This is a genomic window from Enterobacter sp. Taxon_2, from assembly GCF_058355295.1.
In genome coordinates this window covers 1,563,534-1,580,177 of record NZ_CM178024.1, presented here as the reverse complement: position 1 = coordinate 1,580,177, position 16,644 = coordinate 1,563,534, and the positions used below count along the sequence as shown (strand labels likewise).

Genomic DNA, 16,644 nt, shown 5'->3' with positions numbered 1-16,644 from the left:
GGTTATCCTTGCATCTGCGGCTTGTGCGCGGTGACGTGAATATAGCGGCCAAGGCTGACAAAAGGCTCCTGACGGCAATACCGCGTTTCCAATTCTGTTAAGGTGTCAAAACAGTCACGCTGTTTGTGTTTTTCACGCAGATAATCATGAAACACCCTGACGCCCGTCTTCCCGACAATCTGCCAGCCAATCGCTTCCAGCCAGCCATAAACCTGCTGTGGATCGCGCGGATAGTCCGGGGAAAGCGTGCGCTTTTTCTTTTTGGGCATCCCGACCTGAACATAGTCGAAGTTTCCCGCAACCATGTTGTGCATCAGGAAGCCGTTAGCATTGTAGAACATCAGCGACAGCGTGCCGCCCGGGCGCAACATCGACCACAGGGTTTGTAACACGCTTTGCGGATCGGCAACCCACTCCAGCACCGCATGAAACAATATCAGATCAACCTGGGTTTCCAAATGCTGCGCGATGTCCTGAGCGGCGCATTGTATAAAATGCATGTTGTCGCTCACACCTTTCTCTTCTGCCGCACGCGTCGCGCGGGCGACCATTTCAGCAGAAAGATCGCAAAGCGTGACGTGATGGCCGCGCTCGGCCATTTTTATCGCCGTCTGCCCTTCACCGCCACCAGCGTCCAGCACGCGCAACGTTTGACCGCCAAAGGTAGCCAGAATGGTGTCCAGATCCTGCCAGAGGATCGTCTGACGGAGCTGCCCTTTCGTGGTGCCATAAATGTTGCGCGAAAACTTTTCCGCGATGTCATCAAAATTGCGATCCCGCATTGGGAGAGTTCCACTCGCTAACTGCAAAACCGCTATTTTGTCACACCCGCGCGGAGAATGAACCTCTCTGGTGTAATATCACCGGTAATCACCTGCTATATGGTCAAAAAAGGAACCAAAAAGGATGCTTTTTACCCTTAAGAAATACATTGGAGGGATGATGCTTCCCCTTCCGCTGCTGCTCATCATCATCGCGCTGGGGCTGGCGCTGGTGTGGTTCAGTCGCTTTCAGAAGAGTGGCAAAACGCTTATCACGCTCGGCTGGTTTATCCTGCTGCTGTTGAGCCTGCAACCAGTCGCGGATGGTTTGTTACGCCCCATCGAAAACAAGTACCCGACATGGCAGGGAAATCAGAAAGTGGCGTACATCGTGGTACTGGGAGGCGGATATACCTGGGATCCTGACTGGGCCCCCAGTTCAAACCTGATCAACAACAGCCTACCACGGCTAAACGAAGGCATTCGCCTGTGGCTGGCGAATCCAGGATCAAAAATGATCTTCACCGGCGCGGCGGCCAAAACGAACCCGGTGAGTACGGCTGAAGCGGGCGCCAGAGTCGCGGAATCGCTCGGTGTGCCACGTTCCTCCATCATCACCCTGGACAGCCCAAAAGATACCGAAGAAGAGGCTGTCGCAGTGAAGCAGGCAATTGGCGATGTTCCGTTCTTGCTGGTGACCTCCGCCTCGCACCTGCCACGCGCGATGATTTTCTTTGAGAAGCAAGGCCTGCACCCGCTTCCCGCACCGGCAAACCAGATGGCTATCGACGCGCCGCTCAACCCGTGGGAACGGGCGATACCGTCCCCGGCGTGGCTGATGCATAGCGATCGCGTCGGTTATGAGACGCTCGGACGCCTCTGGCAGTGGCTGAAAGGATCGTCAGGCGAGCCAGGGCAGGAGTGATTTTGTTGCCAGATCGAAGTTTGCGCGATTAAAACGTCCGGTATTGACCAGCTGCGCAACTTCGTCCCAGAGCAGATAAAGCCAGCGCCGCCAGAGAAACGCTTCTGCAACGGGCGCGCGTTGAAGGTAATGCCACAATAAACCTTCCGCCGCCCCGCTGTCGCTGAGCCTGAACAGCTCGTATTCGCGCGGAGCCCAGAGCATGATCCCCGGCCCCAGCATCGCCAGAAGCTGATCGCTGCGGGAGTCTTTGAGCATGCTGCGCAGGGTGAAATTACCGTGGATTAGCACGCAGTTGTCATTAAAACCGTCGAACAGCGCCGGTAAACACTCGCGGGTGCGAAACAGAATTCGCTTATCCTGCATGGTTAAACCGGTATTGTTGAACTGGTTAAGCGTCCCCCACAGAACCTCAACCCGCTGGCGATACCACAGCGGCCACAGGTTTTCCTGAGTGCTGTCGACCGGACCGACAAGTCCGCGGCTATCCTGACGGTGCCAGGCGAGCAGCGCCTCGACAATCTGATCTTTTAACTGCTCCCAGCGCTCCGGCGTGCGCGCGGGCGCTTCAACGGGCACGCCGCGCAAGCGCTCAATCAGCAGCACATCCGGGCCGGGATGTTCCTCATGGGTCATCACACCGTACACCGTCGGCATACGGACGGTTCCCTCCCGCGCCAGCATCGACATTTTCCAGGCAAGCTGCCTGGCCACACCCGGTGAGGTGAAACTTCTGGCCATCAGCGGCATTGGGTTGCCCTGACTGTCATACAACGACCAAAGCGCGGTATCGACCTTTTCACTCACGCATTCGACACGGCTTAATTTCTCACCCAGCAGATGGCTAAGTTCGGCACGCAGCTGTTCCATATGAGATTACCCCCATTAAGACTACTGCTTTTATAATGAGCGTCCTGAAGGAAGATGTCACCCGGAAGAGATCAATTAGGGAAAAGAAAGGGAAATTAACGAGGAGAGGAACATCCCCCCGTCAGGAGGGATGCAGGCGGTATTAGCGCAACTCAGCGCGAACGCGCTCAAGATCTTCCGGCGTGTCAACGCCCGTACCAGGCACTTCGCTGGCAACGGCAACGTGAATTTTTTCGCCATACCAGAGCACGCGAAGCTGCTCCAGCATTTCGATATGCTCCAGCGGACTCGGTGCCCAGGTCACATATCGACGAATAAAACCGGCCCGATAGCCGTAGATCCCTATATGACGCAGGAAGGTATCACCGATGGTCTCTTTAGAGAGCGCAAAGCGATCGCGATCCCACGGGATCGTGGCGCGGGAGAAATAGAGCGCATAGCCTTCGGCATCCATGACCACCTTCACCGCATTCGGGTTGAAAGCCTCTTCCGCATGGTGAACAGGCACCGCGAGCGTCGCCATACCGACCTGACGCTGCGCCAGGTTTTCTGCCACCTGACGGATAATCACCGCCGGGATCATCGGCTCGTCACCCTGCACGTTAACGATGACCGTATCATCACTAAAACCACATTTCTCAACCACTTCCGCCAGACGCTCGGTGCCGGACTGGTGATCGGCGCGGGTCATGCATACCTCACCGCCTGCCGCCTCAACCGCACGGGCGACGTCGGGATGATCGGTTGCAACAATCACGCGGTCGGCACCGGATTCCCTTGCACGCTCAAGGACATGCACAATCATTGGCTTGCCGTTGATATCCACCAGCGGTTTACCCGGCAGACGCGTAGACGCGTAGCGCGCAGGAATAATGACAACAAAACTCATGGTTTGCTCTCTTCTGCCACCAGTGAACGCGCTTCATTTTCCAGCAGTACCGGAATGCCGTCACGCAGCGGGAAAGCCAGGCTGTCCAGCTTGCAAATCAGCTCCTGTTTGTCCTGGCTGTAGTAGAGTTTGCCGTTGCATACCGGGCAGGCAATAATTTCAAGTAAACGGTGATCCATAGTTCCTCCGTATGGGTAATCGCTAAAGCTTAACACATTCCCTTTTCAGGGCGTGCCTGTTTCCCAGCCACTTCGACAGGACGTAAACAGTCCGTCGGGTACCCGTCCCAGCGTCACGTCGTCGGCACCCTGCCAGCGCGCGAATTCGCTAATGGCGGACGTTAATCCTTTTTCCAGGCTCGCCGTCACCCTGACGCCCTCTTGCAGATAAAGCGCAATGATTTCAAGCGTGCCGGTCTTGCGGTGCATTTTGGCGTCCATGCGCCCGACCAGCTGTCCCTTATGCAGCAGCGGTAAAACAAAGTAACCATACTGGCGCTTTGGGGCCGGGGTATAACATTCCAGCCGGTAGCTGAAATCAAAGAGCTGCTCGGCGCGTTTTCTGTCCCAGACAACCGGGTCGAAAGGCGACAATACCGCGCTGTGGGTTGCCTGAAGTTTCCCCTCCAGAGCCTGAGGCAATAACGGGAGGAGATCCGCATGCAGCCACATTTCGCCCAGCGTTTCCACCGTGACGGGGATGACGCGCTGTTCGCGTTGCCACATGTCCAGCAGCGGTTTTAGCGCGGGCTGACGCAGGCGATAATAATCTGCCAGCCACTGCGCGCGAAAAATCCCCAGGCTTCGGGCGCTGTTCTCCAGCATAACGGCCTCGGCCGCCTCCAGGGTAAGCAGGTCGCGCTCGTCGTCCCAGTGCGGCATCACGCGATGCGTCAGGTCGTAGACGCGCTGAAAATTACGCCGTTCAATCACCATGACTTTGCCAGAGGTAAACAGCCCTTCGAGATGACGTTTGTGCGGCTTCCACTCCCACCAGCCGCTTGTACCCTTGCGCGGGTGTTCAAAATCGGCGGAGCGTACGGGACCGTTTTCCTGAATATGCGCGATAAGCTGCTCAATTTCGGCCGCATGTTCCTGCATCCACGCCTGTCGGTATTTCCAGCCCATCTTTTCCGGGGCAAGCATACGGTGGCGAACCAGGGCAAAATCGCTGCGGGGCAGGAAGCAGGCTTCGTGCGCCCAGTACTCCATTAACTCCCCCTTGCTGAGCGCCTCATCCAGCCACTGAGAAGGATAACTCCCCAGGCGGCTAAACAGGACCAGGTAAGGGCTGCGGGCCACAATGTTAATGGTGTCGATTTGCAGTAGCGACATGCGCTGAACGGTCGAGAGAATATCGGCAGGCTGCGCGCGGCGGCGGGGCTTTTTGAGCAGCCCCTGCGCGGCAAGGTGTAAATGACGTGCGGCTGAAAGCGAGAGTTGCGGTAAAGACATGCGTTTTCCTGTCAGTCAAAGCGCCACCAGAACCGCGTAAGCCTTTACTGCACCAACGCAATCAGTTCCTTGAGCAATTGTTCCGGCTGCTCGCCGCTGAGTTCAGCGTCAACCGGCAGATACCACCAGTTATCTTTCGCAAAGGCACGGCATTTCACCGCATCTTTTTCGGTCATGATCAGCGCCTGTCCGGGTACGGTCAGGGCGTCTACCTGCCCTTCCACCAGCGCCTGATGGTCGGCCAACGGAACGCGTTTTTCCAGCCGGGCACCACACTGTTCCAGCGTCGTAAAGAAGCGTGGCGGATGGCCAATCCCCGCCATCGCCACCAGTGAAGGCAGCTCCGCAACCGACCGGCGTTCCCCCGTCACCAGGTTGATCGCCAGACCCGGCTGAAGATGCATCGGGATTTCACCCGCATTTGCCTCCCCCCCGTTCACGATCACCGCATCAACGGACTTAAGACGCGAAGCGCGTTCGCGCATGGGGCCAGCCGGCAGCCACCAGCCGTTACCAAAACGGCGAACGCCGTCGATGACCACAATCTCTTTATCACGCGCCAGGGCGTAATGCTGCAGGCCATCGTCAGTGATAATGATTTGCACCGCGTGTTCGGCAAGCAGTGCCTGAACGGCGTCGCTGCGCACCGGGGAGACCGCAACCGGTGCGCCGGTACGCTGAAAAATCAATACCGGTTCATCACCCGCTTCGGCGGTCGTGGTTTCCGCCGTCAGCAGCAGCGGATAACGCGCCGCTTTACCACCATATCCGCGCGATACCACCCCCGGGCGGATGCCGCGTTTTTGCAATTGCTCCACCAGCCAGATCACCACCGGCGTTTTACCGTTGCCACCCGCCGTAAGATTACCGACAACCACAACCGGAACCGGCGCGCGCCAGGCACGCTTCAGCCCCAGACGGTAAAGCAGACGGATTGTGCCGCTCACCAGGCCGTATAGCCAGGAGAGCGGCAAAAGCAGCAGCCACAGCGGGGATTTACCGGACCAGATGCGTGCAATCATTCGCCAAACTGCATCTTATGAAGCTGGGCGTAAACGCCGCGGTGTTCCAGCAAATCAGCATGGCTTCCGCGTTCAACAATGATGCCGTCCTCAACCACGACGATTTCGTCAGCCTGCTCGATAGTCGACAGGCGGTGCGCAATCACCAGCGAGGTACGGTTCTTTTGCAGTTCATCCAGTGCCGACTGAATAGCGCGTTCAGATTCCGTATCCAGCGCCGAAGTCGCTTCGTCCAGAATCAGAATCGGGCTGTCGCGCAGCAGCGCACGCGCAATGGCGATACGCTGACGCTGACCACCGGAGAGCAGTACCCCATTCTCACCGATTATCGTATCCAGACCGTTATCCATCTTGTTGATAAAGTCCATTGCGTAGGCCATCCGCGCGGCGTTCTCAATCTGCTCGCGGCTGTACTCATCTGTGCGCGCATAGGCAATGTTGTTAGCCACGGTATCGTTGAACAGGTGCACGTTCTGGGAAACCAGCGCCACCTGATTACGCAGCGACTGCAGGGTATATTCCCGCAGGTCATGACCGTCTAACAGGATCTCACCTTCGTTAATATCGTAGAAACGGGTGATCAGGCTGGCAATGGTCGATTTACCCGAGCCGGAACGCCCCACCAGCGCCACAGTTTTACCCGCCGGAATGGACAGATTGATATTACGCAGCGCCGGCGTTTCACGACCAGGATAGGCGAAGGTAACGTTGCGGAATTCGACATCGCCACGGGCGCGCTCAATTTCGCGTGTACCTTCGTCTTTTTCCTGCTCGGAATCCAGAATGCTGAACAACGTCTGGCAGGCGGCCATCCCGCGCTGGAACTGGGCATTGACGTTCGTCAGTGATTTCAGCGGACGCATCAGGGCGATCATAGAGGAGAAGACCACTGTGATGGTACCCGCCGTCAGCGTCTCCATGACGCTCGGGAAGCTTGCCGCATACAGGACGAATGCCAGAGCCAGGGAGGCAATCAGCTGAATAATCGGGTCAGAGATGGAAGAGGCCGAGACCATTTTCATCCCCTGCAGACGCATTTTGTTGCTGACTTTGTCAAAGCGGTGGGTTTCGACTTCCTGACCGCCAAAAATCAGGACTTCTTTGTGTCCTTTCAGCATCTGTTCCGCGCTGGTCGTTACCTGTCCCATCGTGTTCTGCATATTCTTACTGATATTGCGGAAGCGCTTTGAGACGACGCGGATAGCAATAGAAACTATCGGCGCCAGAACGATGAGGATGATCGACAGCTGCCAGCTGTAATAGAACATCATTGCGAACAGGCCAATGATCGATGCGCCCTCACGCACGACGGTGATCAGTGCGCTTGATGACGAGGAGGCAACCTGCTCGGAGTCGTAGGTAATACGGGATAGCAGCGTCCCGGTAGACTGCTTATCAAAGAATGAGACCGGCATCCCCATCATGTGACTGAACAGGCGACGGCGCATGGTCATCACCACTTTCCCGGATACCCAGGAAATACAGTAGCTGGAGATATAGCTGGTGATGCCGCGCAAGATCATCAGTCCGATAACCACCAGAGGCATCCATAGCAACACTGAGCGATCCGTTTTACCAAAACCGTCGTCCAGTAACGGTTTGAGAAGCGATAGCATAAAAGTATCGCTGGCTGCGTTGAGGATTAACGCTACTCCCGCCACGATCAGGCCTGTTTTAAAGGGCGCAATCATCGGCCAGAGTCGGCGGAAGGTTTGCCACGTGGAGAGATCTTTGTCGTTATGCATTCAAAAAACCAGCATTCGTTGAAATAGCCGCATATTCTACCCGTTATCGACGGGCGCGCCAAACCACTGATGATACCAAACGGGTAAAAATTGCTCTCGCAAGCGCCGGATTTGCCAGTGATGTTGCGAGAATGTCACCGATATTTGTCCAGAATGGGGAGTATCGTGCCAGATATACCCCTCTTTTCGATAACGTCGGACAACTTTTGCCGACGGGAATCGCCATGCGTTATACCGTGCCGCTGAATCCAGAGCGATCTCGCCTTCCACCCGCTCTACCAGCGGCAATGAAGACGAGGTATTACTGCCATGATGGGGCACCTGTATGAGCGTGGACGTCAGATAACGCCAGTAATGGCTAAGCATAGCCTGTTCCGCTTGCGCTTCAATGTCCCCTGTGAGCAGAACACTCTGCTCGCCGTCGCCCACCTTTACCACGCAGGAACGGTTGTTTCCCTGAGCCGGGTAATTTTCAGGGGGCCAGTGGACGCTGAAGGTGAGTCCCTGCCATTGCCATCTCTGCCCGCGAAAACAGGGACGATGTCCCGACTGGCGCAAGGGGCTTCTTACCCACACGTCAGGCCACGTTTTTTGCAACGATGCGAGGCCTCCCGCATGGTCGAGGTGTTCATGACTGAGAATTACGCCTTCAGGCCGCAGATGATGCCAGCGCAGCCACGGAATAATTAACCGCTGCGCGCTATCCCCGCCCGGCCAGGCGAGCCCGGTATCATAGAGAATGGCTTTCCCCTGCCGTTCAATAACCATCGCCAGCCCCTGCCCCACGTCCAGCATATGCAGCGTCCAGCTCTCGCTTTTTGCCGTTCGCCAGAGAGGAAATGCCAGTAAGACGCTTCCTGCAAGACAAACGGCAGGAAGGGTTTTCCATGCGCGAAAACGCCAGGCAATGATGCTCAACCACGGCAGTAATGTCATGTATTGCCAGCGTTGGTCGACACTCTGCCAGCCATCAGGCAGGCGCATGAGGAGCCAGAACAACCCCGCCAGTGACTTATCGGCTGCGAACCAGACGACGCTTTCCAGTGCCGCCAGCGGCAGCAGATGAAGCAGCATACCGAGCAGGATCAGCGGCACGGAGACAAACGTCACCAGGGGAACGGCGAAGAGATTCGCGACCAGGGAGGAGATACTGAAGCCATGGAAAATCAGGACCTGTAACGGCATGAGCAACATCAGCATGCCGACCTGCAGATGGATCAGGTTTAGTAGCGGCCGTATACGTCGTGCCCGGTGCCAGTCAGGAAGAGGCAGCCACTGGAACCAGAAAATCAGCGCGGCGACGGCAAATGCGGACAGGGCCAGACTCTGCGAAAGTACGGCTAGGGGATCGCTTATGAGGATCGCCGCGATACAGCACACCCATACCTGCCAGGGAGACCATTGACGGGCAGCGATTCGCAATATGGCAAGCACAGCAAGCGCGATGGCCGTTCGTAGCGCAGGAGGTTGCAGACCGGTAAGCCAGGCGTAGAAAGCGGCAAAGCACAACCCGGCCAGGAGAGGCATCTGCCAGTGGACCCGGTGGCTGGGTAATAAAAACTGGAGCCCACGTGCGAGTAACCAGACGAGGGATGCCGCCAGCGCGATATGCAGACCCGAAATCGCCATCAAATGCAGCGTGCCGGTTTCACGCATCAGGTCTTTTATTTCCCGGGGAACATCCAGACGTTCTCCCATTCCCAGTCCGAGGATAACCGCCCCCCAGCGGTAAGCCGAAAGTCGGTTCTGCAGTGACATCAGGTATTGCGCTCGCAGGCTGCAGCGGCCATCGACGAGTTCAGCGCGGGTGAAGCGCCCGCTTAGCGTTTGATGTTGGGCAAAAGCGCTGCGCTGAGAATCATATCCTCCTTCGTTCAGTTCGCCATGGGCAGGCCTGAGCCTGAGCGTCATGGTCCAGCGCTGACCGGCGCACGATTTCTGGGGCAGATAATTGCCATACAGCGTTACGCCGGTGGAGGCCCACCAGCGCTTGCCATCGACGCTGCGAATGTTTCCCTGATGCAGAGTAGCGCCGTCGGTCGCGGTGAGCTCTACCTCAGCCTGCACAGCTCCTGTTGTTAAATGCTGCATCGGCCAGACGCTCTCCTGCGCGGCCAGAATGCCCCACGCACAAAATAACAGCGTAATACCAGCATACTTCACTCGATGGTTTTGCCATGCAGCAAGGACTATCCCGCCAGCCACCATGACCCACACGGTGTAAGGTGATGGCAGTTCAGGTAACCAGAGTAACGGAACTATCGCCAGAATGGCGCAGACGCTAAGCGCGGGAATTCCCATTGCTTCCTCCCTGTTTCAGGGTGGCAGTATGCAAGCAGGTTGAGCGGGTCGTCAGGTGTGAAGGATGCGATTTACAGCAAGCGCAGCAAGGTATTTAACGGGTTGCAGAAAACGAAACGAAAAATGCGGGACACATTCAGAATGAAAGCGACAGAGACAAAAAAAGCACCCGCAGGTGCTTTCTTTCGAACCCAGTTTAACCGGCTGGCTAAACTCAGTTGCCGTAAATATTGGCGCGATCGCGCAGTTCTTTACCCGGCTTAAAGTGTGGAACGTACTTACCTTCCAGCTCGACTTTATCGCCAGTTTTCGGGTTACGCCCGGTACGTGGAGCACGATAGTGCAGAGAAAAACTACCGAAACCGCGGATTTCAATGCGCTCGCCCTGGGCAAGAGTGGAGGCCATATGCTCCAGCATCTCTTTTACGGCATCTTCCACTGCCTTGGCAGGGATATGCGGTTGCTGACTGGCAAGTCTTTCAATCAATTCTGACTTGGTCATGATTCCTCCGGTTCCTTTCAAACCAATTAGCTGAACAGCTCATTAAACAAGGGCGGCCGTAGCCGCCCTTTGTTATTGATTACAGGACGAATCCTGCAATCTGTCAAGTTTGCTCCTCATCCTTCGCGCTGTAAATGCGTTACAGCGCAAATGATGCTGAGAACCTGATATTACTCGCCTTTAGCTGCTTTGAAAGCTTCAGCCATTGCGTTGTTAGAGAAGTTTGCATCTTCCTGTTTGTTAACAGTTGCGATTGCATCTTTCTCATCAGCTTCGTCTTTAGCACGAACAGACAGGCTGATTGCACGGTTCTTACGGTCAACACCGGTGAACTTAGCTTCAACGTCGTCGCCTACGTTCAGAACCAGAGTGGCATCTTCAACGCGGTCACGTGAAGCTTCAGAAGCGCGCAGGTAACCTTCAACGCCGTCAGCCAGTTCTACGGTTGCGCCTTTAGCGTCAACTGCAGTTACTTTACCGTTTACGATTGCGCCTTTCTTGTTCAGTGCAACCCAGTTGTTGAACGGATCTTCTGCGAGCTGTTTAACGCCCAGGGAGATACGCTCACGCTCTGCGTCAACCTGCAGAACAACTGCAGCGATTTCGTCGCCTTTTTTGTATTCACGAACTGCTTCTTCGCCTGCAACGTTCCAGGAGATGTCAGACAGGTGAACCAGGCCATCGATGCCGCCGTCCAGGCCGATGAAGATACCGAAGTCAGTGATAGACTTGATTTTACCTTCAACACGGTCGCCCTTGTTGTGGGTTTCCGCGAACTGCTGCCATGGGTTGTTTTTGCACTGTTTCAGGCCCAGGGAGATACGACGACGTTCTTCGTCGATATCCAGAACCATCACTTCCACTACATCACCAACGTTAACAACTTTGGATGGGTGGATGTTTTTGTTGGTCCAGTCCATTTCGGAAACGTGCACCAGACCTTCAACGCCTTCTTCGATTTCAACGAAGCAGCCGTAGTCAGTCAGGTTGGTTACGCGACCAGTCAGTTTAGTACCTTCTGGGTAACGCTTAGCGATAGCTACCCATGGATCTTCGCCCAGCTGTTTCAGGCCGAGGGATACACGAGTACGCTCGCGGTCGAACTTCAGCACTTTAACAGTGATTTCGTCGCCCACGTTCACGATTTCGCTTGGGTGCTTAACGCGTTTCCACGCCATGTCGGTGATGTGCAGCAGGCCATCAACGCCGCCCAGGTCAACGAATGCGCCGTAGTCAGTGAGGTTCTTAACGATACCTTTGACTTCCATGCCTTCCTGCAGGTTTTCCAGCAGCTGATCGCGTTCTGCGCTGTTTTCGGATTCGATAACGGCACGACGGGAAACAACAACGTTGTTACGCTTCTGGTCCAGCTTGATTACTTTGAACTCAAGCTCTTTGCCTTCCAGGTGCAGAGTGTCACGAACTGGACGAACGTCTACCAGAGAACCTGGCAGGAACGCACGAATACCATTCAGCTCAACAGTGAAGCCACCTTTAACTTTGCCGTTGATAACACCGACCACAGTTTCAGCTTCTTCGTAAGCTTTTTCCAGCGTGATCCATGCTTCGTGACGTTTCGCTTTCTCACGAGAAAGCAGGGTTTCACCGAAGCCGTCTTCTACTGCGTCCAGAGCAACGTCAACTTCGTCGCCAACCTGGATTTCCAGCTCGCCCTGGGCGTTTTTGAACTGCTCTGCCGGAATGGCGGACTCAGATTTCAGACCGGCGTCAACCAGTACTACGTCTTTGTCGATAGCAACAACAACACCGCGAACGATGGAACCCGGGCGGGTTTCGATTTCTTTTAAGGATTCTTCAAACAGTTGAGCAAAAGATTCAGTCATGTTTAATCTTCAGGTTAATATTAACGTCCACCTGGCTCCGTGCCGGATGGGGTTGTTTCACATACCCGCCGTCAATCCATTGCAGCGGGGGTACTGCTAAATCGGTCGCGATTACGCGAGTGCCAGTTTTTGGCGCGCATATTGTAGCGCTTTTTCAATCACTTGCTCAATAGTTAAACTGGTTGAATCCAGAACTAATGCATCTTCTGCTGGAACAAGTGGGGCGACGGCGCGGTTACGATCGCGGTCATCGCGCTCTTTTATCTCGGATAAAAGGCGATCAAAGTTAACACTAAACCCCTTTTCCTGCAACTGAAGCATGCGGCGTTGCGCACGTTCTTCCGAAGAGGCGTCAAGGAAAATTTTCACAGGTGCATCAGGGAAGACCACGGTTCCCATATCACGTCCGTCCGCGATCAGACCCGGGGCTTCACGAAACGCGCGCTGACGACGCAACAGCGCCTCGCGAACGCGCGGGAAGGCCGCGACCTGCGAGGCCGCATTCGCCACTTCCTGAGTACGGATTTCCCCGCTCACGTCTTCCCCTTCAAGGATGACTTCCAGGTTGCCATCGGTTGACACGAAGCGCACATCCAGATGCGCAGCCAGCGGAACCAGCGCCTCTTCAGACGCGACATCCACGTGATGATGCAGCGCGGCCAGCGCCAGCACGCGATAGATTGCTCCCGAATCTAAAAGATGCCATTGCAATGCTTCCGCCATCGCTTTGCACAGAGTCCCTTTCCCTGCGCCACTCGGCCCATCAATGGTGATTACCGGGGCAATTGCCGTCATCTTTTTCTCCTTAAATAAGGCATACCGTTTACATGAACGCCGCGCATTATACGCGCCAACGTGCGCAACTGTTACCTTTGCGTGCAAATTACGGAATGATTGAAGCAGAGTGTAGAAGAAATGAGCGGAGGTGTTCGTAATGAAGCGTAAGCAAATGCCGCATCGGGCGATGCGGCAAGGCGTTATCAGGCCAACGTGCTAATGCGTGCCAGCTGTTCGAAGTAGTCCGGGAAGGTTTTCGCGGTACATTTCGGGTCAAGGATCGTGACAGGCGTATCTGACAGCGCCACCAGCGAGAAGCACATCGCCATACGGTGATCGTTGTAGGTTCCGATTTCCGCAAACTGCAGTTTTGCAGGAGGCGTGACGCGAATGTAGTCTTCGCCCTCTTCCACCTCGGCACCGACTTTTCGCAGCTCTGTCGCCATCGCGAACAGGCGGTCCGTCTCTTTTACGCGCCAGTTGTAGATGTTACGCAGCGTGGTGGTGCCTTTGGCGAACAGCGCCGCCGTGGCAATGGTCATCGCCGCATCCGGGATATGGTTCATGTCCATGTCGATGGCGTTCAGCTCACCGTGGGTACAGGAGATAAAGTCATCGCCCCAGGTGACAATGGCGCCCATTTTTTCCAGCACGTCCGCAAAACGGATATCGCCCTGCACGCTGTTACGGCCAATACCGGTCACTTTTACCGTTCCGCCCTTAATCGCACCCGCGGCCAGGAAGTAGGACGCGGATGACGCATCCCCTTCAACCAGGTAGTTGCCCGGAGACTGGTACTGCTGTGCCCCGCGCACCACGAAGCGCTGATAAGACTGGTTTTCTACCTCAACACCGAAGGTTTTCATCAGGTGCAGCGTGATATCAATGTACGGTTTGGAGACCAGCTCGCCTTTAATCGTGATAACTGTATCCTGCGGGGCCAGCGGCGCGGTCATCAGCAGTGCCGTCAGGAACTGGCTGGAGACGCTGCCGTCAACCTCGACGTGACCGCCGGTAAAACCGCCGCGCAGACGCAGTGGCGGATAGTTTTCCTGCTCCAGATAGTCAATCTGCGCGCCGCCCTGACGCAGGGCATCCACCAGGTGACCAATCGGGCGCTCTTTCATGCGCGGCTCGCCGGTCAGCACAATATTGTTGCTTCCCAGGCACAGGGCCGCCGCCAGCGGACGCATCGCGGTACCCGCGTTACCCAGAAAAAGCTCAAGCTCTTCACCCGAGCGCAGCGCGCCGCCGTTGCCGGTCACTTCGCAGCGGGTACGATCGTCGGAGAGAGTGTAATGAACGCCCAACGCTTTCAGCGCATTGAGCATATGGCGCACGTCATCGCTGTCCAGCAGGTTTGTAAGGACGGTGGTGCCGTTTGCCAGAGCTGCCAGCAGCAGAGCGCGGTTCGAGACACTTTTTGAACCAGGCAGATTAATGGTGCCATCTACCCGCGCGATAGGTTGTAACGTCAGGGATTCCATGAAAACTAAACTCTCAACTCAACATAATAAAAACCCCGCAGGGGCGCTGCGGGGGTGAAAAACAGCAAATTAACCGTGACGACGTTCGAAGTCGATCATGAAATCCGTCAGGGCTTTAACGCCTTCCAGCGGCATCGCGTTATAGATGGAGGCACGCATGCCGCCAACGACACGGTGACCTTTGAGCGCATGCAGACCTGCCGCGAAGGACTCTTCCAGGAACACTTTGTCCAGGTTGCTGTCCGCCAGCTGGAACGGTACGTTCATGCGGGAACGGTTAGCGTTCGCTACATCGTTGCGGTAGAAATCGCTCTTGTCGATCACGCCATACAGCAGTTCAGCTTTCTGCTGATTTACTTTGTCCATCTGCGCCACGCCGCCGTTTTGCTTCAGCCATTTGAAGACCAGGCCGGAGAGGTACCAGGCAAACGTCGGTGGGGTGTTGAACATAGAATCGTTGTCGTTCAGCACGGTGTAATCAAGAATCGACGGGCAGGATTTATGTGCTTTACCCAGCAGATCTTCACGCACGACGACGATAGTCAAACCGGCCGGACCGATATTTTTCTGCGCGCCCGCATAGATAACGCCGTAGCGGCTGACATCAATTGGGGCAGACAGAATGCTGGAGGAGAAGTCGGCGGCAACCACGACATCGCTGCCGAAGTCTGGCGTCTCGTCGATGGCAATCCCGTCAATGGTTTCGTTCGGGCAGTAGTGCAGATACGCTGCATTATCAGAAAGCTGCCACTCGCGCATTGGCTTCACAGCGCGGAGACCGTCAACGGTCACTTTGGCGTCGATCACATTCGGCGTGCAGTATTTATACGCTTCTTTAATGGCGCTTGCTGCCCAGTAACCCGCATCAACGTAGTCAGCCGTCGTTTTGTCACCGAGGATATTCAGCGGAATACCCGCAAACTGGCCGCGTCCACCGCCGTGACAGAACAATACTTTGTAGTTCGAGGGAATATTCAGCAGATCGCGAAAATCCTTTTCTGCCTCTTCTGCCACCTGAATAAACTCTTTACCCCGGTGGCTGATTTCCATCACCGACGTACCGAGACCGTTCCAGTCACAAAGTTCCTGTTGAGCCTGTTTAAGCACGTCTGCCGGTAACATTGCCGGACCTGAACTGAAATTAAAGACTTGAGCCATTTCCCCTCACCACGCTAAAAGCCATAAGTTATAACTGTGGATATCGGTTTTATCATTCAGTGACACGCGCCGCAATGTCTAAAACTTATGACCCGTGAAATGTGCCCCACGTCACACAAAACAATCTGCCGCCTCGTTAAGACAAAACCGACAAAATGGCTGTCAGGTGATGCGTTTGGCCCGGCTAACCTTCGTCCATTCCGGATTTGCACAGCGGGGGCATAATTGACGATCCCCCGGCTGCATCGCGACGACATGGCTACATCTCACGCAGGCATACTCGCCTGACTCAGGTACGGTTCTGAAACGCTCGACCAGCATATCCGGCAGGATACACAGTCCCGGCTTCACCTCGTCGTCAGAATAGTAATAAACGCTGATCTGCCCGTTGGTTTCCATGATCGCCAGACGCACCTGCCCGAGCTGTTCAACGCTGTTCAGGCGTAGCTCCATAAAGAACTCAAACTCGGTCATATTGGCGCTTTGTACATTTTCCCAGGCCAGCTGTCCGTCCTCGACGATAACGACCGGCTTCCCTTCAAGCAGATCTTCCAGCTTTTCACTTTTCGACATCAGCCACATGACAAGACGGTAAAGTAGCGCCAGTGAGACAAAAACGATAAACACCGGCACCATCGGCACATCATCATAGAAGGCGACGTCCCCCGCCGCGGAACCCAGCGTCAGAATAATCAACACCTCAAAGAGCGACATCTGCCTTACGCCGCGACGACCGGTGATTTTAAGAAACAGGAAGACAAGTACGAAGGTATACAGGCTGCGCAGCGCCACTTCGCCCAGAAATTCAGGAGGAACTTTATCAAACGCCATCCGCTGGAGATCAAATGCTTTCATTTTTCTATGCCTTAACAGTCAGTTACTGCCACTAAGCATAGTCCAGCCATTTAT

General features: G+C 55.3%; 15 protein-coding genes. 1 reads left to right on the top strand and 14 read right to left on the bottom strand.

The window, feature by feature from the left end:
- Window positions 1-2: 2 nt before the first annotated feature.
- Window positions 3-782, bottom strand: coding sequence for a tRNA uridine 5-oxyacetic acid(34) methyltransferase CmoM (gene cmoM / locus AC4IC4_RS07350; RefSeq protein WP_032649174.1), 780 nt, complete (start codon window positions 780-782; stop codon window positions 3-5).
- A 124-nt stretch (window positions 783-906) separates the two neighbouring features.
- On the opposite strand from cmoM, the gene elyC reads away from it, so the two are divergent.
- Window positions 907-1,686, top strand: a complete 780-nt coding sequence (elyC, locus tag AC4IC4_RS07345) for an envelope biogenesis factor ElyC (RefSeq protein ID WP_032649176.1) — start codon at window positions 907-909, stop codon at window positions 1,684-1,686.
- Here the strand turns inward: elyC and AC4IC4_RS07340 are convergent.
- From AC4IC4_RS07340 to AC4IC4_RS07280, 13 genes are all read right to left on the bottom strand, one after another.
- Window positions 1,663-2,556 (bottom strand): YcbJ family phosphotransferase, encoded by an 894-nt coding sequence (locus tag AC4IC4_RS07340; RefSeq protein ID WP_148768953.1) that lies wholly within the window; start codon window positions 2,554-2,556, stop codon window positions 1,663-1,665. The genes elyC and AC4IC4_RS07340 overlap by 24 nt on opposite strands.
- A gap of 142 nt (window positions 2,557-2,698) precedes the next feature.
- On the bottom strand, window positions 2,699-3,445 hold the full coding sequence (gene kdsB / locus AC4IC4_RS07335) for a 3-deoxy-manno-octulosonate cytidylyltransferase (RefSeq protein WP_090417527.1): 747 nt from the start codon (window positions 3,443-3,445) through the stop codon (window positions 2,699-2,701).
- Complete coding sequence (gene ycaR, locus AC4IC4_RS07330; protein WP_006174474.1) at window positions 3,442-3,624, bottom strand: protein YcaR; 183 nt, start codon at window positions 3,622-3,624, stop codon at window positions 3,442-3,444. Before ycaR ends, kdsB begins: the two co-directional genes overlap by 4 nt.
- A 45-nt stretch (window positions 3,625-3,669) precedes the next feature.
- Window positions 3,670-4,899, bottom strand: coding sequence for a winged helix-turn-helix domain-containing protein (locus AC4IC4_RS07325; RefSeq protein ID WP_491472457.1), 1,230 nt, complete (start codon window positions 4,897-4,899; stop codon window positions 3,670-3,672).
- A 44-nt stretch (window positions 4,900-4,943) separates the two neighbouring features.
- The gene (gene lpxK / locus AC4IC4_RS07320; protein WP_491472456.1) at window positions 4,944-5,921 is read right to left on the bottom strand and encodes a tetraacyldisaccharide 4'-kinase; all 978 of its coding nucleotides are present in this window, start codon (window positions 5,919-5,921) and stop codon (window positions 4,944-4,946) included.
- Entirely contained in the window at window positions 5,918-7,666 is a 1,749-nt protein-coding gene (msbA, locus tag AC4IC4_RS07315; RefSeq protein WP_491472455.1) for a lipid A ABC transporter ATP-binding protein/permease MsbA, read from the bottom strand. The genes lpxK and msbA overlap by 4 nt, the downstream gene beginning before the upstream one ends.
- A gap of 36 nt (window positions 7,667-7,702) precedes the next feature.
- The gene (locus AC4IC4_RS07310; protein WP_491472454.1) at window positions 7,703-9,967 is read right to left on the bottom strand and encodes a ComEC family protein; all 2,265 of its coding nucleotides are present in this window, start codon (window positions 9,965-9,967) and stop codon (window positions 7,703-7,705) included.
- A 214-nt stretch (window positions 9,968-10,181) separates the two neighbouring features.
- Window positions 10,182-10,469, bottom strand: coding sequence for an integration host factor subunit beta (ihfB, locus tag AC4IC4_RS07305; protein WP_008499965.1), 288 nt, complete (start codon window positions 10,467-10,469; stop codon window positions 10,182-10,184).
- A gap of 170 nt (window positions 10,470-10,639) precedes the next feature.
- Complete coding sequence (rpsA, locus tag AC4IC4_RS07300) at window positions 10,640-12,313, bottom strand: 30S ribosomal protein S1 (protein WP_008499966.1); 1,674 nt, start codon at window positions 12,311-12,313, stop codon at window positions 10,640-10,642.
- Window positions 12,314-12,424: 111 nt separating this feature from the next.
- Window positions 12,425-13,108 carry a (d)CMP kinase gene (gene cmk / locus AC4IC4_RS07295; protein WP_024907794.1) on the bottom strand — a complete coding sequence of 228 codons (684 nt, stop codon included), beginning with the start codon at window positions 13,106-13,108 and terminating at the stop codon, window positions 12,425-12,427.
- 185 nt (window positions 13,109-13,293) lie between these two features.
- Window positions 13,294-14,577: a 3-phosphoshikimate 1-carboxyvinyltransferase gene (aroA, locus tag AC4IC4_RS07290; RefSeq protein ID WP_024907795.1), complete on the bottom strand. Its 1,284-nt coding sequence runs from the start codon at window positions 14,575-14,577 to the stop codon at window positions 13,294-13,296.
- Window positions 14,578-14,646: 69 nt separating this feature from the next.
- A complete protein-coding gene (serC, locus tag AC4IC4_RS07285) occupies window positions 14,647-15,735 on the bottom strand; it encodes a 3-phosphoserine/phosphohydroxythreonine transaminase (RefSeq protein ID WP_491472453.1) in 1,089 nt (362 codons plus the stop codon).
- Between the two features lie 162 nt (window positions 15,736-15,897).
- On the bottom strand, window positions 15,898-16,590 hold the full coding sequence (locus AC4IC4_RS07280; RefSeq protein WP_048990996.1) for a DUF421 domain-containing protein: 693 nt from the start codon (window positions 16,588-16,590) through the stop codon (window positions 15,898-15,900).
- Between the last annotated feature and the right edge of the window lie 54 nt (window positions 16,591-16,644).